General features: G+C 42.5%; 18 protein-coding genes and 2 tRNA genes. 5 read left to right on the plus strand and 15 right to left on the minus strand.

The genetic code is table 11. The features are described from left to right. Positions 1 to 4: 4 nt before the first annotated feature. The 10 genes from DVG78_RS21515 to DVG78_RS21565 all read right to left on the minus strand — a co-directional run bounded on the left by DVG78_RS21515 (position 5) and on the right by DVG78_RS21565 (position 10,033). Positions 5 to 556, minus strand: coding sequence for a hypothetical protein (locus tag DVG78_RS21515; protein ID WP_114463100.1), 552 nt, complete (start codon positions 554 to 556; stop codon positions 5 to 7). A gap of 375 nt (positions 557 to 931) precedes the next feature. Then, entirely contained in the window at positions 932 to 1,921 is a 990-nt protein-coding gene (locus DVG78_RS21520) for a nucleotidyl transferase AbiEii/AbiGii toxin family protein (protein ID WP_114463151.1), read from the minus strand. Continuing rightward, positions 1,918 to 2,643, minus strand: coding sequence for a DUF6088 family protein (locus DVG78_RS21525; RefSeq protein ID WP_114463101.1), 726 nt, complete (start codon positions 2,641 to 2,643; stop codon positions 1,918 to 1,920). Before DVG78_RS21525 ends, DVG78_RS21520 begins: the two co-directional genes overlap by 4 nt. Before the next feature lie 595 nt (positions 2,644 to 3,238). Continuing rightward, positions 3,239 to 3,856: a hypothetical protein gene (locus DVG78_RS21535; protein WP_114463103.1), complete on the minus strand. Its 618-nt coding sequence runs from the start codon at positions 3,854 to 3,856 to the stop codon at positions 3,239 to 3,241. A 480-nt stretch (positions 3,857 to 4,336) separates the two neighbouring features. Next, positions 4,337 to 7,000, minus strand: coding sequence for a DUF6371 domain-containing protein (locus DVG78_RS21540; RefSeq protein WP_229598288.1), 2,664 nt, complete (start codon positions 6,998 to 7,000; stop codon positions 4,337 to 4,339). Positions 7,001 to 7,119: 119 nt separating this feature from the next. Beyond that, the gene (locus DVG78_RS21545) at positions 7,120 to 7,413 is read right to left on the minus strand and encodes a hypothetical protein (protein WP_114463104.1); all 294 of its coding nucleotides are present in this window, start codon (positions 7,411 to 7,413) and stop codon (positions 7,120 to 7,122) included. Between the two features lie 119 nt (positions 7,414 to 7,532). After that, positions 7,533 to 8,342 carry a hypothetical protein gene (locus DVG78_RS21550; protein ID WP_114463105.1) on the minus strand — a complete coding sequence of 270 codons (810 nt, stop codon included), beginning with the start codon at positions 8,340 to 8,342 and terminating at the stop codon, positions 7,533 to 7,535. Beyond that, positions 8,311 to 9,528 (minus strand): site-specific integrase, encoded by a 1,218-nt coding sequence (locus DVG78_RS21555; protein ID WP_114463106.1) that lies wholly within the window; start codon positions 9,526 to 9,528, stop codon positions 8,311 to 8,313. The genes DVG78_RS21550 and DVG78_RS21555 overlap by 32 nt, the downstream gene beginning before the upstream one ends. A 319-nt stretch (positions 9,529 to 9,847) precedes the next feature. After that, a tRNA-Asp gene (locus tag DVG78_RS21560) sits at positions 9,848 to 9,921 on the minus strand. 35 nt (positions 9,922 to 9,956) lie between these two features. Continuing rightward, positions 9,957 to 10,033, minus strand: a tRNA-Asp gene (locus DVG78_RS21565). Between the two features lie 165 nt (positions 10,034 to 10,198). Between DVG78_RS21565 and DVG78_RS21570 the strand changes: the two genes are divergently transcribed. Both DVG78_RS21570 and DVG78_RS21575 read left to right on the plus strand, forming a co-directional pair. Beyond that, entirely contained in the window at positions 10,199 to 11,299 is a 1,101-nt protein-coding gene (locus tag DVG78_RS21570; RefSeq protein ID WP_114463107.1) for a Nif3-like dinuclear metal center hexameric protein, read from the plus strand. Positions 11,300 to 11,341: 42 nt separating this feature from the next. After that, entirely contained in the window at positions 11,342 to 12,073 is a 732-nt protein-coding gene (locus DVG78_RS21575) for a zinc ribbon domain-containing protein (protein ID WP_114463108.1), read from the plus strand. A gap of 168 nt (positions 12,074 to 12,241) precedes the next feature. Here DVG78_RS21575 and DVG78_RS21580 read toward each other — a convergent pair whose 3' ends face one another. Further along, positions 12,242 to 13,939 (minus strand): sodium:solute symporter family protein, encoded by a 1,698-nt coding sequence (locus tag DVG78_RS21580; protein WP_114463109.1) that lies wholly within the window; start codon positions 13,937 to 13,939, stop codon positions 12,242 to 12,244. A 470-nt stretch (positions 13,940 to 14,409) separates the two neighbouring features. On the opposite strand from DVG78_RS21580, the gene DVG78_RS21585 reads away from it, so the two are divergent. From DVG78_RS21585 to DVG78_RS21595, 3 genes are all read left to right on the plus strand, one after another. Continuing rightward, positions 14,410 to 15,168 (plus strand): SDR family NAD(P)-dependent oxidoreductase, encoded by a 759-nt coding sequence (locus DVG78_RS21585; RefSeq protein WP_229598289.1) that lies wholly within the window; start codon positions 14,410 to 14,412, stop codon positions 15,166 to 15,168. Between the two features lie 133 nt (positions 15,169 to 15,301). Continuing rightward, a complete protein-coding gene (locus tag DVG78_RS21590) occupies positions 15,302 to 15,778 on the plus strand; it encodes a nuclear transport factor 2 family protein (protein WP_114463111.1) in 477 nt (158 codons plus the stop codon). Positions 15,779 to 15,818: 40 nt separating this feature from the next. Further along, a complete protein-coding gene (locus tag DVG78_RS21595; protein WP_114463112.1) occupies positions 15,819 to 16,595 on the plus strand; it encodes an SDR family NAD(P)-dependent oxidoreductase in 777 nt (258 codons plus the stop codon). Between the two features lie 50 nt (positions 16,596 to 16,645). Here DVG78_RS21595 and DVG78_RS21600 read toward each other — a convergent pair whose 3' ends face one another. From DVG78_RS21600 to DVG78_RS21615, 4 genes are all read right to left on the minus strand, one after another. Next, complete coding sequence (locus DVG78_RS21600; protein ID WP_114463113.1) at positions 16,646 to 17,146, minus strand: dihydrofolate reductase; 501 nt, start codon at positions 17,144 to 17,146, stop codon at positions 16,646 to 16,648. 453 nt (positions 17,147 to 17,599) lie between these two features. After that, positions 17,600 to 19,927, minus strand: coding sequence for an OmpA family protein (locus tag DVG78_RS21605; protein WP_114463114.1), 2,328 nt, complete (start codon positions 19,925 to 19,927; stop codon positions 17,600 to 17,602). Between the two features lie 140 nt (positions 19,928 to 20,067). After that, positions 20,068 to 21,483 carry a tRNA lysidine(34) synthetase TilS gene (gene tilS / locus DVG78_RS21610; protein WP_114463115.1) on the minus strand — a complete coding sequence of 472 codons (1,416 nt, stop codon included), beginning with the start codon at positions 21,481 to 21,483 and terminating at the stop codon, positions 20,068 to 20,070. Between the two features lie 42 nt (positions 21,484 to 21,525). Continuing rightward, positions 21,526 to 22,521 carry a sugar phosphate isomerase/epimerase family protein gene (locus DVG78_RS21615; RefSeq protein ID WP_114463116.1) on the minus strand — a complete coding sequence of 332 codons (996 nt, stop codon included), beginning with the start codon at positions 22,519 to 22,521 and terminating at the stop codon, positions 21,526 to 21,528. Positions 22,522 to 22,552: the final 31 nt, after the last annotated feature.

The following is a 22,552-nucleotide window of genomic DNA, read 5'->3' on the forward strand; positions in this document are numbered from 1 at the left end:
ATTTTTAAGTGTCTGGATATAAGCTCCTTACTCGCTTTAGATTGGTCCATTCTACGTTGTTATGGGGCTGAATAGAGTACAATTTTTCATAATAAACATTGACAACAAAGCGAGTATCTACTCCATCAGCAATAATCACATTGCTGGCGAAGCAGTTATTCCAAATGTCTACAGCAGGGTTAAACAGGATGCCGTAGTTTTGCTTAAAAGCGGCATTATTTTCAACGAAGTCTACCATATCCGCCAATTGATTATCACGTATCGCCTGAATAATCAAAGGATTTTGCGGTATTTGTCGGACATTCTCCAATGTAGCATAATGAAAAGTAGCTCCCGGAACGCTGTAAAATAATTTGACGATAGGAATCACGGCATCTCGTTCAATGCTGAACGCGGGAATGAAAGCCAGTTTATGCTTCTTGTAGATCTCCGTAAAGTTAAACTCTTCGAGCCCCAAGTATTTGGTTTTTTTACCGTTTGTAACCGGTATGCCAAAAGTGCTTAAAGATTGAGGGGCGGTCCACCCGTTGGTGCTTCGATAGGTCTTTGCTCTCATAGCGTTCTGAAGTTAAAGATAACTTATTCCAAAAAGCGAGACCCCCACCTTTCTACGCATTTTTCTGACATCTCCCATGAAATAGTTATCAAACGGTCGTTGGAGCTCTTAATTTAGGCTATGATTTAAAGGTTTTGTATCACATTTGTATGTACATGGTGTATATACATCCGTATTTGGGGGAATGAAACTGAGCTAGAGGTATTATTCCAAAATAAAAACCCACTTTACAAGTCTATAACGTGGGTTTTAAGGAATATAACATATACCTCTACACGCCGGGGCATGTATATACATCTGTATAGAAAAGCAGCCCAAAAGCGGCTTTTAGGTATCACCTGTAAAATGCCTGTTCCGGTTTTTCTTCGGTGAATTTCATACGTTAAAGTCTATTTCAATTGTCCACTTTATCGTTGTAAGTCGCTCGCTGATCATTTTCAGCGTGTTGAGCACGGCTTCGGCCGCCGGAAGCTTGCCATAGACCAAATTTTTGAATTCACCCTGATATACTTCGCTCAGTTCAGTCCATACATAGTCCGGTTCACGAAACATCAAGCTCTCCCGGGGATGATACGCCAGCCATCGGTTATTGTTGCGGAAACTTTTTACATCATCCGTGGCTACTTTCAGCAATATTTCATCAAAGGCAGGTGAATGAAAAAAACGGCTAAACTCTGCCTGTTGCAATAATTGGTGCAAATCGTAGGTGTGCCTGATTTTTTGTTGCAAATCTTCAATGGGGTTCTCCCCGTACGAGAATCGAACCAGACTCATGATTTTTTCGCAAAGTGTACGGGTAGGTTCCAATACCCGTACCTCAAAAGGCAAAAGCCCATATTGCTCAGCTAATTGGGTCTGCCCGTTGGTCAACAGCATTTCCCCAATCATTGAGTTCATCGTTCGGGTAGTATACGGCTCGTAGTAGCCCAACCAGGTAGCCTCGATGATAATGGAATCTCTGACTTGTCCATATCCACCCTCAAATTCTTTGTCGTAAGTGTGTGCTGTTTTTCGGTTCATCCCCATTTTTTGAGTAATGCTCGGCACTTCTATTTCGGGCAGCAGGTCACTCACTACTTTTCCAATGGTTTTCAACTTGGTTTTGAGTTTGTTATCGCTTTCGCCTTCGTGCCGCATCACCACCAAGTCAATATCTTCCGAAAAACGTTCTATCATTTGATAGCATTTGGACAGGGCCGTACCGCCTTTAAAGACCGTGTCTTCACCAATTGCATGACTGAAAACCGCCCGTAGCGCATACGTTACCCAATAGTCTTTTTCGATGTAGATGGCAGGAATGCGCAGCACATCGGCCATTTGCTGGGCCAAATTCCTAAACAGTCTTTTGTTTTCGTGAAGGTTCATTCGATATTCCATTTTTCGGTGGTCGATAGTGCTTTTTTCGCTCCAGTCAATGGGTATTTGGTCAAGGGATTCAGCGATTTATACAAAGGCTCGGCGAGGTTTGCCCATTGTAATTCATCCATCATAGCACCCAAAAGTGCCCGGGTAGCCGGAGGATATTTGAGGGCCAATCGAATGATGGTCGTGGTGTCTTTTTCGGAGAGGGATTTAAGAATGGACAAAAACCGTCGACAAGACTGCTCTATGCGGGCATCAGGTATTTTTTTGATGTATCGAATCGCATCCAGAATTTGTAACAACGGGATGTTGTCCTTAGTAATGATATTCTTTTGTGTGATAAAGGTTATGGTATAACGCTCACGTTGAAAAGCGGCACGAGGGTGATTTTGGCCAATTTGGATGGTGTTGCTCACTTGGGTTGTTAAACCCAGCTGATTGTAGATGCTGTAGCCTGTCAGGTACCCAATGACCTTACCGTCTTCTTCCAACAGATCTTTCACTACCTGTTTTTGGGAGGGTTGCACTGGCCCCAAGGGCGTAGTCTCCGGTTTGAAGTATTTGCCCTTGGATAACTTGGCAATTTTGCCCTTTACCACCATCCGATTTAGGGATTTGATAACGGCTTCTTTTTTATTGACTTCTACACCTAAATCCATATAGGTGAATACATACCCTTTAGGCAGTCGGTCTATCACAAACGATATATATTCAGATACTTTCATTTATTTTTTTGTCAACAAAGATAAAGGTTTGTCCAGTTTTTTATGCAAAAAACTGGACAAAGTTAGCCCAAGTTTTATTGCCGCTCATAATAAGTTTTGAATTCAATTCTAAAACGCTGCTTTCAGCTTAGTTCCGTTGCCATTCCATTAATTTTTGCATTCTATGCCTTCTCATCAGCTATCGGTTGAAATGTACTGTCCAATGGCCCGCTATGTTCCCTTTAATGGCATAGTGGTTTGGAGATTTTTCAATGCCTGATCTACAATCTGTATTTCTGTCACGTTTACATATATTTTTTGTTTATGAAAACGTAAACGCAGCCTTTTAGTAAACAATGGGGATGTATTCTCTTCCAATGTCGTTGCATCTATCGGCAAAAAGTACGGTATCCTACTGTATACAGTTACAACCACTTTCAATACACACCTTTGTACATACAATTGTCCATACATTTGTATATACATCGCTTTTTTAACCCAGATATATACTTCTCTGACAACAAAAACCCACGTTACAAGCCTGTAACGTGGGTTTTTAAGCAAAAGAACATATACCTCTACATGTCAGGGCATGTACATACATTTGTGTAGACAATCAGGCTGCCAGCAGGGTTTCTTCTGATTTTGAAGGAGAATATTGGATGATTTTTGGTCGCATTTTCAAGATTGAGGTCCATCTCCAGAAGACAAATGCTGCCAGTGCTAATCCTAGTCCTAATAACCATAGCCAATTTCGTTTTAAGAAACTCATTACGTGTTGGCGGGTGATGGGCTCTTCAATGGTTTCGGGCGTTACATGCGCCTGTAATACAACGGGGGAGATTGAGATTGTTGATTCTTCTGTTTCCGAAGTTGCTTCCACTATTTCCACTGCAGCACTCTTGGCCAGCAACTCAACCAGATCGGACTTGGAACAGATTTTTTTACCCTCAATGGTATGACCCTTGATATTTTTGAATAGTGTGGTAAAGGTTTCATTTTTTTCATACCCATCCAGCAGGTAACGGAGCTGCTTTAGTTGTGCTTCCTGCTCCTGAATTATTTCCCTGTCCAGGGCGGCGGCCTGTACTTGGCCGGTCAACTCTTTAAAGCTGACAATTGCTTTGCGAATGAACTCGCTTTCTTTAAGGTGTAACTCCTGAGCGAAATCTTTAAGTAGTTGTCTGGTGGGCTCATCCACACGAAAATTGAAGGTTTTGTCTTTAGTGTTCATGCTGTTAAAGGGTTAAAGAAAATATATGCAAAATTAATTAAATAAGTCTAATTATGACTTAGATACGTGGTTTATCTGCTGTTTTTGCCTTTTTAAGGTGTTTTTATAATCACCCAAAGCCGATACTTCAGTTCTTTAATAAATGACAATGTTTCAGGGTTAAAAGTTGTACATATTTCAGATGAGGGAAAAAGAAAATGACAATAAAAAAAGTTGCGACAGGGCATAATTGGCTGTTGTATTACAACACAACAACACCGAGCTTAAAAATTTGATAATCAATTAGTTGTAAAATTATTTTTGTTGTAAATCTGTTGTAAATGCCTACAACAGTTACAACAGCATCAAAAAAATATTTTACAACACTACAACAGATTTACAACAACTTTACAACAACAATATTTAATATAAAATATTAATAATCAATTACTTATATACTGTTGTTGTAATGTTGTAAGAAAAATGGTCATTTTTTTTAAATTAAAAATTTTTGGGTTGTCTGTTGATAAGGTCTAAATCGTATTTTGATTTTACATATTCATAAGTTATTGAAAGAGAGTTTGTTACTGCCTGAGTTGGAGCCTTGTTTTCGTTTCTTTCATGTTGACGGAAACGAATTGTCTTTTTTACCTCTTTTTCGGTTCTTGGAGCCTCCATTTGTAGAATTTCCTGAAAAACACTGTCTTTATCCGGTGCCTCTTTGTGATGTATACGACGATATTTCTCCATGAAAATTGTATAAATCAAAGGAGCACGTATATAAAGGAAGGGGCCCTCAAACCTAAAATGAATTCCTTCGTGAATTTGATGTTGGTCGAACATTACTTGCAGAGTGTTAAAAAATTCAGCAAGTATTGAATTGACATTATTTATACTTTGCTGGCGACTTATGGATTTTCTTCCTATTTCGGTAAACTCGTCCAAAATGTCTTCTCTATCAGTGTACTCACAAAGCGCTATATGCCCTTCGCATGTCAAAACAAAAGCACAGGCCATCGTTTGAGCCATATTGCTAAACAGGCGTTCATTTAATCCTTCATTAATAAAACCTGATTTAAACCGATCATACAGGGTTGCATAAGCAGAATCATATGATTTTTTTATCAATGCCCTGTGTTTCAGTAATTCAACCGTAATCATTCCCAGTCCATTTTCCTGAAGCTCAGATAACCGGGTGAAAGCAATAATTTGCTCCTTTGTTTTTTGGTGTGATTCAATGGGGATAAAAAGGCAGCGTGAAAAAAAGATAGAATTTTGAGGGAGGTAGTTGCTGGTCAGCATTAAGGCGGAATGAATATCAATACTCTCTGTTTCAGTTTTATTACGGCTATTGTCTGGTGTTTTATGGTAGCCTGTGTTGTCATACACAGCCTGTAATAATCCTTCCTGAGGCAAGTTATTCACAAATTCATCCATCCATAGGCATGTGTTTGACGATTGGCTCATGAGTTTTATAAGCGCTGCATCGGTATTTTTAGATTTAAGGTTTATGTCGTCCTGCTTAAAACCAAAAAGATACGTCAGGCTTCGGATGATGCTGCTCTTACCTGTACCGGCGGGACCTTTCGCATAAAGTATAGGGGAAGTTGGCTTATGCAGAATCACTAAATCCCTGAAAAGCGACATAATATAGAAACAAGCCGGCAGAAATGCATTCTCTTTTAAATGTGCTTCCTGGAATAGATTAAACCAATCATTGAACTTAATCGGATAGTCCGACAGCGTAAAACGATGTCTTTTGTTGGTATTGATGCGTGGAATTGAAATACACCAATCTTTGAATGATACAATACCAAACTCGTCAGGACTGATTATTTCTCCCTCGGGAGTTACAGCATGGTTGGCAAACAAAAATAATTCTGATTCACGATGAAGGCCAAAACGGTTAATTTTGACGGCTTTAGAGAAGCTTTTTAAGGCAAAGAGATGGGCATGAATTTCTGATAAATGATCGTCATTCGCTTTAAAACTTAGCTGTTTTGCCGTAATCAGGTTTTTCATCCGTTTGGATGAGCAAAAACCATCATGTTCCACTTCCAAAAAAACGGTATCCCCATTTTTGGGGCGTAACTCCAATACCCACGTAATCTGTTGGTTTTCATCTTCTGTGCAGTATTTAATGAACAAGTGAAAATTGGCAACATTCTCCCAGTTTTTCTTTCCTAACACCCAAATACTTCCATCCTTTCGATAATCAACCGTACTGTATTGGGACCGATTTAGTGCATAGGTATCCTTTTTTTGCTTTGTTGAATCCAAATGTACCCCGTAATTAACCACTCGTACCCCAGAAAGAATGTCGTGCAGCTGTTTGTCACCAATTGCGTCGGCAATGTCATAACCATCATTTCGTTCGGGAAACAGGTCAATAATTTCAAAATCAATTCCGTGTTTCTCTAAGTTTTTAATACTTGAAGCTTCCAGTCTGCCAGCCTTATCAGCATCACACAGCCATATTACCTTTCGTCCTTTCAATGGAGTAATTTTGGTATCTGTCAAACCGTTGGCGGAACCGCAGGCTACCCAATCAAATTGAGAGTAGAAAAAGGATGCGATTACCTTGGTTTTCTCGGATTCCACCACAATGACCATCTTTTGCTTTTCAGGGTCCAATAAATCTTCTCCGTAGAGGCACATTCCATACTTTTTGCCATCGGGAGGTTGTTTTAATGAATGACTGGTAAAAGCCTTATCACGGTGTCCATCAGATTTGTAGAGTATCCATTTGGCGTTTACAATTTCCTTTTTTTCATTTTTAAGAATAAAAACAGTCCTTCCTTTTTGATCTGTCCCTACACTGTGTTTTGAGAGGTGCTTTTTGGTAATTCCCAGTGATTGGCAGTAGACATGGAATGCGCTTTCCTGATTCTCATTCCATGTCTTGTATTGCTCCTGTTTGTAAACATCAGGTAACAGTGTTTCGGAGTCTGAGCCGACATTTACCGATGAAATGGTAGTTGAAAACGACGGTAAATTAGGCTTAGAATGGTGCCCACAGCTATTAGTTCTTTCACATTTTCCGAATTCTTCACTGAGTCGAACACCGTCTTTTTCGTAATATCTAAAACTTTTAGGGTCACCGCAGGAAGGGCATCTGCCTTTCTTTTTAGGATGCTTTTCAAATTGAAAGGGCATTTTTGACATCGCTTTATGGAGTAAATTTAGGCAATAGTGTAGCCACCGTAGGTTTTCTACAGTTGGGACTTGTTGGAAGAGGAGATGATTAATTGATAGGGGAGTGGTGTTCCCTGATTTGAGAAGGATTAAAAGAAATCTTCTGGAAATAGCTTATTTAAATCAGAAGCATATACGAATACCATTCCGCCGATCTTCACGGTTCGGAATGCTCCATCCCTTTTAAATTGCTCGAATTTGGACCTTGACCATCCCATTTTTTTGCAAACTTCAGCTGGGCGTAATTTGTCTGGGGACGTAAATGTTTCCTGTCGATTTTCAAGCAACCGAGTAATACGCTCAAAGTGCTGGGTCATTTCTGACATTAATTTGGAGTAGTCTACTGCCTGAGGACCGGGGTCGTGTTTGGGATTTTGCTTCATGGTAATGAGGGTTGAAAAAATCTGGTATGATTTACTATGCAATATTAACAAAATAGATTTAATCGTTCAAACAAAACATTTAAAATAATAGCGTTCTTTCTGAAATTCTGAAAAATCGGCTAAATAAAATTAAAGGAAACAGGGTGAAAATGCTCCTCAAGTAACGCTTGAATGTTGTCTATAATTTTGATATACAGTGAATTGTGGGTGGGATTAGACTCAATAAAGGCCTTTTTAAAGTCACCATGCGTAAAATCAAGAATTGAAGCTCCTAAACGATTATATTCCGAATTAGTATTCTTGAAGTTGATATAAAGCACTTTCCATGTCCAAATTTCGTCAGCATATTTTTCTTTAAATTGACTTAACGAAGGAATAGTTTTGGAATAATAAGTAAACAACTCCAATGGGCTTATATTGTAAGTACCATGAATAGCTTCCTTAAGCAGTGAGGTATCTTCATTAGGGAATTCCTGAGTCAAGTACGTTATCATACTTTGGTTTAACAATTTGTTTACTATATTATCCAACTCATAATCCTCATATTTAAACCCTTCCAACAGTTTATTGATATCAAACTCTTCCATGGTTGTCTGGGACCTATTCTGCCTTACAAAACTTAAATAAGCTCTGCTTATATGGTCCATTAGAAACATACTCTCTCGATCAAGCAATTTTTGGATGTCTTTGCTCAGCGTATTTAACTCATTGACGGTACACCATAAGTTAGTTGCACTTTTAATTTTAGCGGTCAGCCGATTAAAGGTGATACGAACGTATACAGTATGTCTCCACAAAGTGGGGTCTTTTTCTGTTTCATCATTATCGACAACGGGACGTATGTACAAATTCAGGTAATGTTTAACGGTAATTTTTTTATCCGTAAAATTCACAAGATCAATCTTGTCCTGACTCAGTTCCTCCGTCATTGGAAGGTGAGCTGTTTTGTTTAAAGATTTTTTTGAGGGCTGCATTTTGGATTTGTTGTACTGCATGAATGTATTTGTCAGTCTGCTCTCGTTTACTGTGCTGAAGTTGTAATTGAACCAGCTTGTCATCTCCTGACAGCATGTAGAGAGTTGTCCCAAAGGTATCTCTTGATGCTCTAAAATACAATTTTGGGTCAACATCCGCCATAACTGCAATAATTTTCAACAGGCTATTTACTTTTTGGCTAGTCATCCCTTTGAAAATCCTTACATTATTTCTTTGCGGAAGGTACTTCTTGATAATTCTTGCGGGTGCACCGTCAAACAATAGGGATAGCAGCTTATAATCCCATTTGCCTGTTTTTATTGATTGGTATTTTAAGTCCTCGCCATCTTCAGTAAAAATAATTTTTTCTCGGGTTAGGGCATAGCTGTCGCAATGTCTCAAACCGGTATAGCAACTGAATAAAAACATATCCCTTGCCATTTCCAGCTCCTTTTGTTCCGGTGTAAACTCAAGCATTTCGATTCGTTTCCTCTGTTCAGGCAGTAGAAAAATTGTGTCTGTTGGCTCAGTAACTAGCTTAAACTTTCGATAGGGGTTTTTACCTTCTGCCAGTAAATCATGGAGGATGGCCAGATTAATGTATTTACGAAGGTGACGATGATACTTCTCTATCGTATTGATGTGTTTTCCTTCCTTACGGAGAAAAATATCAAAGTCCTGTAAAAGTGAATACGTCAAGTCTTCAAATTCTACCTGTTTTTTAAACAAGCACAACGTATTGAAGGTAACAGTTTGGGTCACGATTGTAGCTTTAGCCAATTGAGGTTGTTTGGCTAGCTGCTGGCGATAGAATTCTGTGAAACTCAATGTATCAACCTTTTTGACCGGTTTTAACGATTTGAGAAAATGTTTAAAATCATTTAAGCTAAACTTCTTATGGGTAGCTCTGTAATGAATTTCGAAGTTTTCAAGTTCTCCGATTTTTTCCCGCAGCATCCTGGCAGTGTAGGGGTCTTTGGCAGTGTTCTTTTTATCATCCCATTCTTTAAGCGTCAGGTGCAGTCGGGTTGAAAAATAGCGCCTGGCTCCACCTAAGTAAGCTTGAATCTGCACCAATCCTTTGCCTTTTTTCTGAATTTCTTTCTTACGATCGAAAACTAACTCATACTTTACTTTCATTGTGCTTGTGTTTTTAAGTTCGCACAAACATAAGTATTGGAAAACAGGAAAAACAGGTATCAAAAAAGTAGCAAAAAATCTGCTATGATATGGTAAAACATAGTAAGAAAAATGCCAAAACGGGTGGCACCGGAAATTCAACCGTTGCTCAATTTTCAGCCTTTTTTAAATGGTATGATAGAAGAAGTTTTAATAAAACAGTGTGGCAGGTATCAAAAAAGTATCAAAGCTGTTAGTGTATGATTTTTTAAAAAAGTGCCCTAGAAGCGTCAGAAAGGGTATAAAACAAAAAAAGCTCAGATTTCTCTGAGCTTCCAAGCGGTCCGGACGGGACTCGAACCCGCGACCCCCTGCGTGACAGGCAGGTATTCTAACCAGCTGAACTACCGAACCATTTTTACTTTGAAAGAACGTTACTAAAACACTGTTGGCGGTCCGGACGGGACTCGAACCCGCGACCCCCTGCGTGACAGGCAGGTATTCTAACCAACTGAACTACCGAACCAAGATTTACTTTTTGCGTTTTGGTTTCTGCTAAAAGTGGTGCAAAAGTAGTATTTTTAGCGTTCAATGCAATACATTCGCCAAATAAAAACACGCTTTTTTTATAAAAAAATGTGTTTTTATGTTCGAAAATTCTCATTTCTAAAGAGTTACAAAATTAAATAAAATGACGCTTGTCAAAGAAATTACCCATTATTTAGAACAACTTGCGCCCCTTTCTTACCAAGAGTCGTATGATAATGCAGGTTTGATTGTGGGAAATCCCCAAATTGAGGTGACCGGCGTACTGTTGACGCTTGACTCGACGGAGGCCGTAGTGGAGGAGGCCATCGCCAAAGGTTGTAATCTGATTGTGGCGCACCATCCGATTGTGTTTAAAGGACTTAAAAAATTAAACGGGCGCAACTACGTTGAGCGGACTATCATCAAAGCCATTAAAAATGACATTGCCATTTACGCCATCCACACCAATCTGGACCATGTAATGGGGGGAGTAAACTCAATGATTGCCGAGCGACTTCAACTTCAAAATGTCAGGATTTTAGCGCCGAAATCGGATACCCTACTAAAATTAGTTAGTTTTGTCCCGACGGAAGTTACCCAAATCGTCTTGGACGCACTGTATGAAGCGGGTGTGGGGGCTATTGGAAATTATGACCATTGTAGTTTTCGGGTAAATGGCACCGGAACATTCCGACCCAATGAAGTGGCGCAACCCTTCATCGGGAGTGCTCTGAAAGACGAAGAAGTAACGGAAAATCGCATTGAGGTAATCTTTCCAGCCCATTTGCAGGGGAAAGTACTCAATGAGCTCAAACAAGCCCATCCATACGAAGAAGTAGCGTATTATATTTCAGCGTTGCAAAATCTAAACCAAGAAGTGGGAGCGGGAGCCGTAGGCGAATTGTCGAATGCGATGACGGGAGATGAATTTTTAACGCATTTGAAAGATACAATGGGCTTGCAGATGATTCGCCATACCGCTTTGGTGAGCGATTCTATCAAAAAAGTAGCAGTATGCGGGGGGGCAGGCGGTTTTCTTCTCAATGATGCTATTGGAGTCAAAGCCGATGTTTTTGTGACGGCCGATTATAAGTACCACGAGTTTTTTGATGCCGACGGACGAATTCTCATTTGTGATGTCGGACATTATGAAAGTGAAGTTTACACAAAAGAATTATTACAACGATATTTGTCGAAAAAATTCGTTAATTTTGCGACAATTTTGTCGGAAACTAATACAAATCCAGTCTTTTACCGCTCTTGAGTAAAAGATTGAAAATCGAAAATTGTAAATCGTAAATACTGAATGGAACTGACAGTCGCGCAGAAACTGGACTTGCTCCTTAAATTGCAAGAAATTGACTCTCAATTAGATGACATCAAAAAAATCCGCGGCGACTTGCCCGAAGAAGTAAGAGATTTAGAAGATGACATTGCAGGATTTGAAACCCGCATCGGGAAGTTCAACAGCGAAATCAGCGCTCTTGACGATGAAATCAGTCGTTACAAAGCCGCAAAGAAAGACGCGGAAAAACTGATTGCCCGCTATAAGGAGCAACAGATGAACGTTCGTAACAACCGTGAATACGACGCCATCACCAAAGAAATGGAACTTCAATCGCTTGAAATTGAGCTTGCCGAAAAGAAATCTCGGGAGGCTGATTACAAAGTGAAGGCCAAAAAAGAAGAAATCGCCGCTACTGACGCTTTGCTCAAAGAGCGTCGCGAAGATTTGAAAGCTAAAAAACAAGAGCTGGATGTTATCACTTCTGAAAGTCACGAAGACGAGAAAAAGCTTTTAGAAAAACGCGATCTCCAGGCTACCAAAGTAGAAGACCGCTTGTATAAATCCTACACAAAGATTCGTAACAACTCAGGTAATGGCCTTGGCGTAGTAACGGTTCGTCGCGGTGCTTGCGGAGGTTGTTTCAACGTCGTTCCTCCTCAGCGTCAGGCTGATATTCGTGAGAAAAAGAAAATCATTGTTTGTGAACACTGCGGCCGTATTTTCGCCGACGTAGACACTGAATATAAGTAATCACTCGTCGGTGATGCTTTTTGTTTGAAGGGCATTGCTATGGTTACCAACAAAAAAGCTGCACAACGACTGTGCAGCTTTTTTGGTTTACAAAGTATCAGTTGTGAGCAACCGATACCACAGAGTGTCTTTGGTTGCTCACAACCAAAGACACTAGCGGTGAAACTTTTAGGCTTTATCGGGGGCTTTTTCAACCGTAAATTGCCAAAGCCAAGCAAACAAAATGACCAGAATACAGCCAACGACGTTGAGCCATAAAAACGCCATGATGTCAGAAAGCCAACATACCACTACGCCAATTTCGGCCAGCACAGCCCCCCAAAATGTGGCTTTTCCACCGAGATTTTTAAAGTAAAAAGCCACCAGAAATATCCCTAAAATAACACCGTAAAACAATGAGCCTAAGATATTTACGGCTTCAATCATGCTACCCAATTTGCTGGCGTATTGCGCCACTGCCACACAAAATACGCCCCAACCGATGGTAGCCACGCGCGAGGCGGTAAGGTAATGGTTTTCGGAGGCGTCTTTACGGTACAGGCGTTTGTAAATGTCCACAATACTCGTAGAAGCCAATGAACTATAAGCCGCCGCAATAGAACCCATGGAGGCGCTGAAAATGACCGCAATGAGTAACCCGATGAGCCCGATGGGTAGACGGTCGAGCACAAACCGCAGAAAAACGTAATTTACATCGCTGGTGTCGGCAGTGGGATTGTTCTTTTTGATGAGGGCCACGGTTTCATTACGTATCTCTTTGGCAATGCCTTCATTGGTTTGTAGCATTGTCTTTTGACGGTTTACTTCTGCCTCATCTTCACTATCCATGGCTTTTGCCAAGGCGTTGACGGTCTGTTGGCGCTCAAAGGTTAATTTCTGATGTTTTTGCTCAAGTTGTTGATAATTAGTTGCATATATGCTTGTTTTAAGTTTGTCAGTTTCTACTTTATTGAAAAACAAAGGGGCTGGATTGTATTGGTAATACACAAAAACCAGCACGCCTACCAACAAAATCAGGAACTGCATCGGGATTTTGAGCAAACCATTCATCATCAGACCCAAGCGGCTTTGGCCGATGGATTCACCCGTAAGATAACGCCCTACCTGCGATTGGTCGGTGCCGAAATAGGAAAGCTGCAAGAAAAAACCGCCGATAATCCCTGACCAAATATTGTAGCGGCTATTGGGGTCAAAATGAAAATCAATGGTGTTGAGTCGCCCCGCTTTACCCGCTATTTTGAGGGCATCTACAAAACCTACATCAGCGGGCAGCAGATGCACCACCATGTAGCCCGCTACACACATCGCCACGGTCACAATCATCATCTGTTGGACGTGCGTATGGGAGATGGCCTTCGTGCCGCCAGACACGGTGTAGATTAACACCACGGTTCCCATAAAGATATTGGTCCACATGATGTCCCAACCCAAAATAGTAGCTAAAATGATGGAAGGGGCATAAATGGATAGTCCAGTAGAAAGGCCTCGGGAAAGCAAAAACAGCGTTACGGTAAACATCCGGACGCGCATATCAAACCGCTTTTCTAAAAACTCGTAGGCGGTAAATACCTTGAGGCGGTGAAAAATAGGAATGAACGTAATACTCAAAACGACCATGGCGAGCGGTAGGCCGAAATAAAATTGAACGAAGCGCATTCCATCTGAAAATCCCTGTCCGGGCGCCGATAAAAAGGTAATGGCGCTGGCTTGGGTTGCCATCACCGAAAAACAGACGTGATACCACGGAAGCGACTGATTGGCAATGAGGTAATCTTCCATGTTTTGTGTGCCTCGGCTGCGATAAACTCCGTACAAAACGATAAAACCAAGCGTACCAATCAGTACAATCCAGTCAATAGAACTCATTGAGAAAGTGGTGTTAAGACATGGCCCGAAAGCCCGTGCGGTTAAGAGTTAGGAACTATAAATGTGGGAATTTTATTCGGCGGGGAAATCAGTCAAAATAATGCATCATTGCGTAAAATAATACGATGAGCAAAATTAAAGTCCCAATCACAATCCCGTACATTTGGGGCCAAGTTTTTATAAAAGGCGGAAGGCCTTCGCACTCATTTTCAAGAGGGGGAGAGGATTGCGGCGTTTGGTCAGTTATTTTCATAGGGGAGTGGTTAGAGGTAATAGTCTATCAACTTTCAGGTATATTTGTTTTACAACGGAAAATTAACCAAAATGCGTGCCGTAAAATTACTTCTAATCTATTGGTTTCGATTTTTTATGGTGTAGAAAGTCAAAAAATTAGATTAAATCGTAGTAAAAATGGATTCAATTGCATTTTTTTAGTTTTGAATATACGCATTCATTCATTTTCAACCCTCATGATGTTTAAAGACCAAGTAGTAATTATTACCGGCGGTTGCTCCGGAATCGGGCGGGCGGCGGCTTTTCGTTTTGCACAAGAAGGAGCGAAATTATTCATTGCCGACCTGTCTGAAAAAGCAGGTGATGTACTGATGGAAGAGCTTGAAAAAGTGGGAGCAGATGCGGCTTTTGCCCGCATTGATGTGACGGATGCCGAAGATGTAGAACGCATGGTTACGGATTGTATTCAGCGTTTTGGGGGGATTCATGTGCTCGTTAACAGTGCGGGAGTTTTGGGACCGCGCGCCCGGACCGAACGGTATCCTGCCGAAGACTTTAAAAAAGTAATGGAAATCAATGTTTTTGGCCTGTTTAATTGTATGCAGGCGGTTTTACCCCATTTTTTGGCAAAGAAAAACGGGAATATCGTCAATCTTGCCTCGGTAGCGGGTTTGGGGGGCTTTGCTGGGCACGTGGGTTATTCGGCGAGCAAACACGCCGTAGTGGGTATGACCCGCACCGCCGCCCTTGAATACGCCAAACATGGGATTCGCATCAATGCCGTTTGTCCCTCGTTTACGATGACGCCCATGCTCGAAAATGCCATGACCAACGACGACACCAATTACCTAGATGCGCTTCAAAATGCTATTCCTATGAAACGATTCGGAAAGCCCGAAGAAATTGCCGACGCCATTATTTACGCGGCTTCTTCGGCGGCTTCTTTTATGACTGGGCACACGCTTGTGATGGACGGAGGGCTGATGGTTGCGTAGCGCCGTTGGGAATGTGTCGTTGGGTTCTCAAACCTGTGTTGTTGGGCTCTCAAACCCAACAACCAACGACAGCGGTTTCTTAAAACCACGAAATACGAATACTACCTTTTTTGCACAATCTTATTTTAATACAATGCACCCAAATCAAGCCCTTATTGAACGATTTTATACGGCTTTTCAGCAGAAAGACTTTCGTACCATGCAGGCCTGTTATCATCCAGATGTTCGTTTTTCTGATCCTGTTTTTCCTAAATTAAAGGGCGAAGAAGCGGGACTCATGTGGGAAATGCTCCTGACCAGAAGCGCTGACTTAACGATTACGTTTGGGAATGTTCAGGCCGATTACCGAAGCGGAAGTTGCGACTGGGAAGCTACATACACTTTTTCGGCGACTGGGCGTACCGTTCATAACGTAATACACGCTGAATTTTTGTTCAAAAACGACCTTATCTCGCGCCATGACGACCGATTTAGCTTTTATGAATGGTCGTCGCAAGCGTTGGGACTGACGGGAAAATTATTGGGCTGGAGCCGTTTTTTGGAGAAAAAAATTCAACGAAAAGCGGCGGATGGTCTAAGAAATTTTATCCAGAAAAAAGCCAAAAACTGAAAGTCGGATTTTATACCTTAATCTTACCTAAACCAAAGTTATGAACAGCGAATCAGTAAAAAATCTTTTTGATTTAACGGGCAAAGTTGCCGTAATTACGGGGGCCAGCAAAGGCATAGGCGAGCAAATTGCGCGTTATTTTGCCCAATTTGGCGCAAAAGTCATCATCAGTAGTCGTAAACTCGCTGATTTGGAGCTGCTCGCTGAAGAAATTCGCCAAACAGGTGCCGACGTCACGGCCGTTGAGGCAAACATGGGCGATGAAGCCCACATCAAACACCTGTGTGACAAAGCCGTTGAAATCTACGGAGGAATTGATATTTTGGTGAATAATGCGGCTTCCAATCCCTATTACGGGCCCACCGTTGACTGTCCAGATGCTGCTTTCGACAAAATCATGGACATCAACGTAAAAGCGCCTTTTCAACTCAGTAAATGGGTTCATCCCGTCATGAAACTACGGGGTGGAGGCAGCATCATCAATATTAGTAGTATTGCGGGAGAAACGCCTGACCCAGGTTTGGGAATATACAGCGTCAGCAAGTCAGCCTTGAATATGTTGACCAAGGTTTTTGCCAAAGAGTGGGGTGACGACGGCATACGGGTCAACGCGGTTTGTCCGGGATTGATTAAAACCAAATTCAGTAAAGCCTTGTGGGAAAACGAAAAGACGCTGAATCATTTTACCAAACGGATTCCGATTTCTCGCATGGGAACGGTCGAAGAAGTAGCCTCTCTGGTGCTTTATCTTGCTTCTGATGCCTCGGGTTATTGTACTGGCGGAATCTACACCGTGGACGGTGGCACGACCATTTGATGGAACCCTGACGTGTTTTGTAAAGCTAAGAAAATCAACCTAGCTGGATTTTATTGATTCTTCGTTTTTTCGTACACTAAAAAAGAATAAGCGTAGGCATGTTGCGCGTCGGTGGGGAAATCCTGCCGGCTTTTTAGTTTAAACTCAGATTCGGAAAATGCTGGAAAAAAGGCGTCTCCATCAAATGTACCGTGTACAAGGGTTAAATGAATAATGTCGGCCAATGGCAATGCCTGACGGTAGATTTCAGCACCGCCGATGACAAACACTTCTTTGTCATTTTTGCAGGCTTCAAGGGCTTCTTCTAGACTTCCAGCTCGGATAAAACCCTCTTCCAACGTATAATCTTCTTGACGCGTTATAACAAAGTTGCCGACTTCTGATGCTAAACGGTCGGGGGTATCGTAGCTTTTTCGACCCATAATCATTCGGCAACCTTTCGTGACCGCAAAAAAATTAGCCCAGTCGTTGGGTAAATGAGGCCAGGGTAAGCGCCCCTGCAAGCCAATGGCTCGGTTTTCTGACATGGCGCTGATTAATGAAATTTGCATGAGTTGTTAGGTTGGATTAATCGTTAACCTGTGTTTAGGACTGCTAAGTTAAGGTAGGTTGGTAGGAGTTAACCGTAAAACTGCAAAATAATAAATGTCAAATGTAAACGTAGGGGCAGGCCTGCTGGTCGGTATCAGTTAACCGTAAAACTGCAAAATAATAAATGTCAAATGTAAACGTAGGGGCAGGCCTGCTGGTCGGTATCAGTTAACCGTAAAACTGCAAAATAATAAATGTCAAATGTAAACGTAGGGGCAGGCCTCGCGTCTGCCCGTTTTGGGAACTGTAAAACCGCTGCTACGGCCCCGTCCCTGCATTTTTCTGTTTTGCGGTTATCTGTTTTCTGTTTAACATTTTTCTGTTCTAAAAGGTCTAGGACGCCCCAAAAACAAAACAGCGAAGCCTAATAGCCTCGCCGTTTGTTTCCTATCCTTACTATACTGCTATTACTTTTACTTTCCAGTGAGGGCTTCACCCACTCCTCCTTTGACTGACAGAATCTTGAATTCTGTTCGACGGTTGAGGCGGTGTTCGGCATCTTCACAATTTGTTCCATCAACGCAATCGTTGACCAATTCAGATTCTCCATATCCGCGGGCTACCAAACGTGATGGGGTGATTCCCTTGCGGACCAGATAATCGAAGGCAGCGCGGGCGCGGCGTTCTGAAAGGCGCAGATTGTACACGTCGCTGGCGCGGCTATCGGTAAATGACCGCAACTCAATTTGCATCGTTGGATACTTCTTCATCAGGCCTACTACTTTATCCAATTCTTTAGCGGCTTCGGGACGGATGAAAAACTTATCCAAATCGTAATAAATATTATCGAGGGTAAACACGTCGCCTGTACCGTACATGCTCAGGTCACTTTCCACGATTTTCTTCTTGGTTTTCTTATTTTTGTTGATGGTCTGTTCGTTGGTCGCCAACTCGTCGCCCTCGGCCCGCAGATCGTAGTTGCGACTTGGGTCAACTTCAAACTCGTATCCTCCATCAGGGCCCGTTACTACGGTGCGCTCAGCACCCGTTTTCTGGTCTTTCAGGGTTACTTTTACGCCTTCCTGTGGTGATTGATTTACTTCACGTTTTACCGTTCCTCGCAAAATAGTATTCTCGCTCTTGTTGAGGTAAATCGACACGCTCATCTGTGGATTGGCCGACTGGGTCATCGTGGAGAAGCGAATATTGTTGGTAGCGTATCCTTCTTTGATGGCTTTAAAGTCGTAATCGGTTTGTGATTCTAAACAAATTTTTGTAGCACCATCGATTCCTGTTTGTTGAATGTCTTGGTTAGAACCATTTTTTACGATTCTAACGTCTGCACCTTCGATGGGAGTATTGGTTTTGGCATCAAGTACTAAGATTTCAAGCGGACGGCAGGTGCGGGTAAAGCGGTAAATATTGTCGTCAGATACGCCTTTGCTGCGGTTGGAGCTGAAATATCCAGTACCCAATTCTTTATCGCTAATTAATCCAAAATCATCTTTTTCGGAGTTGATGGGGGCACCCAGGTTTTTTACGCCTTTGTAAGCAATTCCTTCTTTCAGCTCGGCATAAAAAATATCCAGACCGCCCAATCCTTCATGACCGTCGGAGGCAAAGTAGAGATTGCCGCCTGCGTCGATAAACGGAAACATTTCATTGCCTTCGGTATTGATTTCTTTGCCTAAGTTGACAGGCGTGCCCCATTGTCCATTGTTGTATTCCACAACGTAAACGTCCGTGCCACCAAATCCACCGGGCATGTCTGAGACAAAATAAAGCTTGGTATCATCGGGTGAAAGCGCTGGGTGGCCCGTAGAATAATCGTCGCTATTGAAGGGGAGTTCTTTGACACCGCCCCAATCTTTGCCTTTTTGGTCGGCAATGTATAACTTCAATTTGTTGATTCCGTCGTTGCTTTTCTTGCTTTTACCACCGTTGTAGTTGTTGCGGGTAAAGACCACTTTTGTGTAATCTTTGAAGAAAGTAGCGGGGCCTTCATGGTACTTTGTGTTGAGCGTTCGGCTAAATTTCTCGGCTTTGGTGACGGGCATTGGCAAGTCGGGGGTGGGTGTAGCCTCCGCGAGTGTGCCTGTGTTGCCATTGGTGGCAGAGGCGCCGCCCAAGGTTCCTGCTGAGTTGACGTAAGTGTCGCGTACGCCTTTGAGTGCCGAGGTATCGGGGGTGAAATAGAGATCAAGGAACGGCGTTTGGTTCCAGTTAAAAACCCGTTTGATGATTCCTGATTCGGCCCGTGAGGAAACAAAAACCAATCCCCCTTTAAAATACATAGGGCTAAAATCGGCCTGTTTGGAGTTGACTGGCAAATACTCTACGCGATACATGGCCGAATCTTTGTAAAAACGATTCATGTCCATGTACGTAACCGCAAACTTTCGACCGCGCAAATCGGAGGATTGTAAGTCGGCGTACTTTCCGTACATTTTTTGCGACTCTCGGTGTTTGCCGTTGCTTGCCAGCGCTTGGGCGTAATAGAGATAGTTGCGGCTGTCGGAATCGGCAAAATTTTCTACCAATTGTCCGTAAACTCTTTCCGCATTGCGGGTGTCTTGGAGACGTCGGTAGCTGTAAGCCAATTTTTCTAACGCCTCTTTGCGTTCGACTGGGTCAGACTTTTTGTCAACGCGAAGGAATTCTTCGTAGCCCCGCACAGCATCGGCATAGCTGTATTCGTCAAAAGCCCGATTGGCCGACCGGAGTCTGGCGTTTTGGGCGAATGCGTTGAGTGTCATCAGGGCCAGAACAAATCCCAACGCGATTTTACCTACGGTTTTCATAATTGCAAAAGTGTTACAGTAGCAGGAAAATAGGATTCTATCTGTCAAGTCTCAATTACTGTGCCAAAAAATAAAAGTAAGTTTTTTTTGTGAAAAAACTATTGGGTTGAAGTTGTTTGTGTAAAATAACTATCTGTTTATCAATTAGATGTGTCTTGTGAAAATTTTAAAATTTTCACAGTTGTTTCGCTAATTTTAAATCGTTCATCCAATCGGAAGCCTACCAACCAAGCTATTTCGCCGCCTGATTCGAGTACGTAGACTTGGTCTTTTCGATTTCTAGAGACTTTTGCATCGACCAAAAAGTCACTGATTTTCTTCTTTTTTCCCTTCATGCCCAACGGACAGAACCAATCGCCAGGCTGCCAAAGACGCAGTTTGAGCGGAAATGTTAGCGTATTCGCATCCATGTATGCGACTTCTTTTTTATTTTCTGCAACGGTGGTTTTACCCATTGTCCACGTCAAATGCCCGCCAGCATAGTTAATTTCACCGCAAGGTTCATGCAATTCGTAGTATGTTGAGCTGGGTATTTGGGAAGGAGTGACGAGCCACTTACCCCGGTTCATAATCAATGTATGCGTTGGTGAAAAATACCTTTTACCTGTTTGTCCTTTTCGGTTGAGCCAAATGAGTTTTGATTGTTGGTACGTAAAACCAAAGCCCGTGAGCCACTGAGCCAACAACTCTACGGGGGCAACTTGCTGTTCTAATGGCGCAATAGCAATCCATATTGTGCTACCTTCGGCCCTAATGATTTCGGCCTCAATGGATTTTCGGCTCGCTGCCAGCAGGTTTTCTGTGGCTTTGACGCGCTCGGCCAACGTAGCAACAGAGGCTGCAACATTCGGATTGAGTTCCCTTAAAATAGGAACGACGTGGTGGCGTAGTCGATTGCGCGCATAATCAACGGAAGCGTTGGAACTGTCTTCCCGCCAAGGCAATTGATTTTGTGTAAGAAAAGCCTGTATGTCGTTTCGAGAGGCAAAGAGTAGCGGACGAACCAATCGGTCTTTTTTGGGCAGAATGCCGTGCAAACCCGCCAAGCCCGTACCCCGCGTCAGGTTTAGCAGGACGGTTTCGAGTAGGTCATCTTGGTGGTGAGCGGTAAGAATATAGTCATAGTGAAATTGGTGACGAATCTCTTCAAACCAAGGGTAGCGCAATTCGCGGGCGGCCATTTGGGTAGAAATGCCCCGTTTTTTGGCAAATGCCTTGGTCTCAAACCGCTGAACATGACAGGCAACCCCGTATTTTTGAGCCAGTTGTTGTACAAATAATTGGTCGCCTTCCGAATCTTCGCCCCTTAATTGGAAGTTGCAATGCGCAATGCCGAAGGAAAAACCAGCTTCATGGCAAAGTTGCGTCAGAACGACCGAATCAATGCCCCCGCTCACCGTCAGTAGCAATCGGTCGGTCGGTGTAAAGAGTTGGTTTTCGGTAATAAAACGTAAGAAAGCTTGCAGCATGGGTCGGTTATTGGCTTGGCAAAGATACGTATAAAAAAAGAACGTCGCCGAGGAAGACTCCTTGACGACGTTGATAAGAAAATGCATTGGTAAAGGCTAGACGCTTACCGATGTTAAGAACTTGAATGATTAACTTAATAAGGCTTTTTCCAACAGCACCTTGGTGGCCTTTATACCGGCATCTTCGTCTAAATAATTTTCTTTGGAGCCCATCATTTTCATCGCTCCGCCTTCGTACTCAATCCCGATGTAGCCTTTGAAGCTTTTAGGAAGATTGGCTTTGACAATCGGCATCATTTTTGCAAAATCTACGTCCGTACAATTGCCATTTGCGTCGAATTTGTGCGTTTTGGCGCTGACGCCTTTGGCAAAAGGCATCAACTTTTTAACGCCTTCGTACTTGTCAAAGTCATTGAGTATTTTGGCATTCATAAAGCCTTCCATCGTCATGACTTTGGGTTTTTCGCGCTCGGTAAAATTGCCAAAATCGGGCAGTGAGCCTGCATAAGGGTTTTTGACCTGTTTGAGAAGGCTAACCAGCCAATCAGGGTTGGTAGAGACGTTGATGTGATTTTCGATGATGACGCCGATGCCCGCTTTTTCTCCGAATTCCACCAATTTTCCGTACCCTTCAACACCCGCTTTCATTAATTCCTCGGGAGTACCGTCGCCCGTCATGTTTACTCTGATGGAATGACACCCCAAAAATTTGGCGGCTTCAATCCATTTGTAGTGATTTTCAACGGCCTGCTGGCGTTTAGCTGCGTCGTTTGCGCCCAAATCTCCTTCGTTATCTACCATGATAAGCACGTTGGTAACCCCCAAATCAGCGGTTCGCTGTTTGAGTTCGCTAAGGTAGGCCTGGTCTTTGGCTTTGTCTTGCCAAAACATAGAAACGTATTCTACAGCGCTGATGCCGAATTCGTTCTTGGCTTTGGCGGGAAAGTCCATGTTTTTGAGTTTGCCACTAAACAACGAACCTGCCAACGAAAACTCGGCCAACGAAATGGTAAACCAAGGCTTGGCCGCTGCAAAGGCAGATTCGGCCACAAAACCAGCGGCAGTAACCATTCCTAATTGATTCAGGAATTGGCGACGATTGAGGTGATTGTCTTGAAATGTCATTTTTGTAAATGGTTACAGTTTAACGTCGGCA

The sequence above is a fragment of the Runella aurantiaca genome, from assembly GCF_003339505.1.
Classification (GTDB): Bacteria; Bacteroidota; Bacteroidia; order Cytophagales; family Spirosomataceae; genus Runella; species Runella aurantiaca.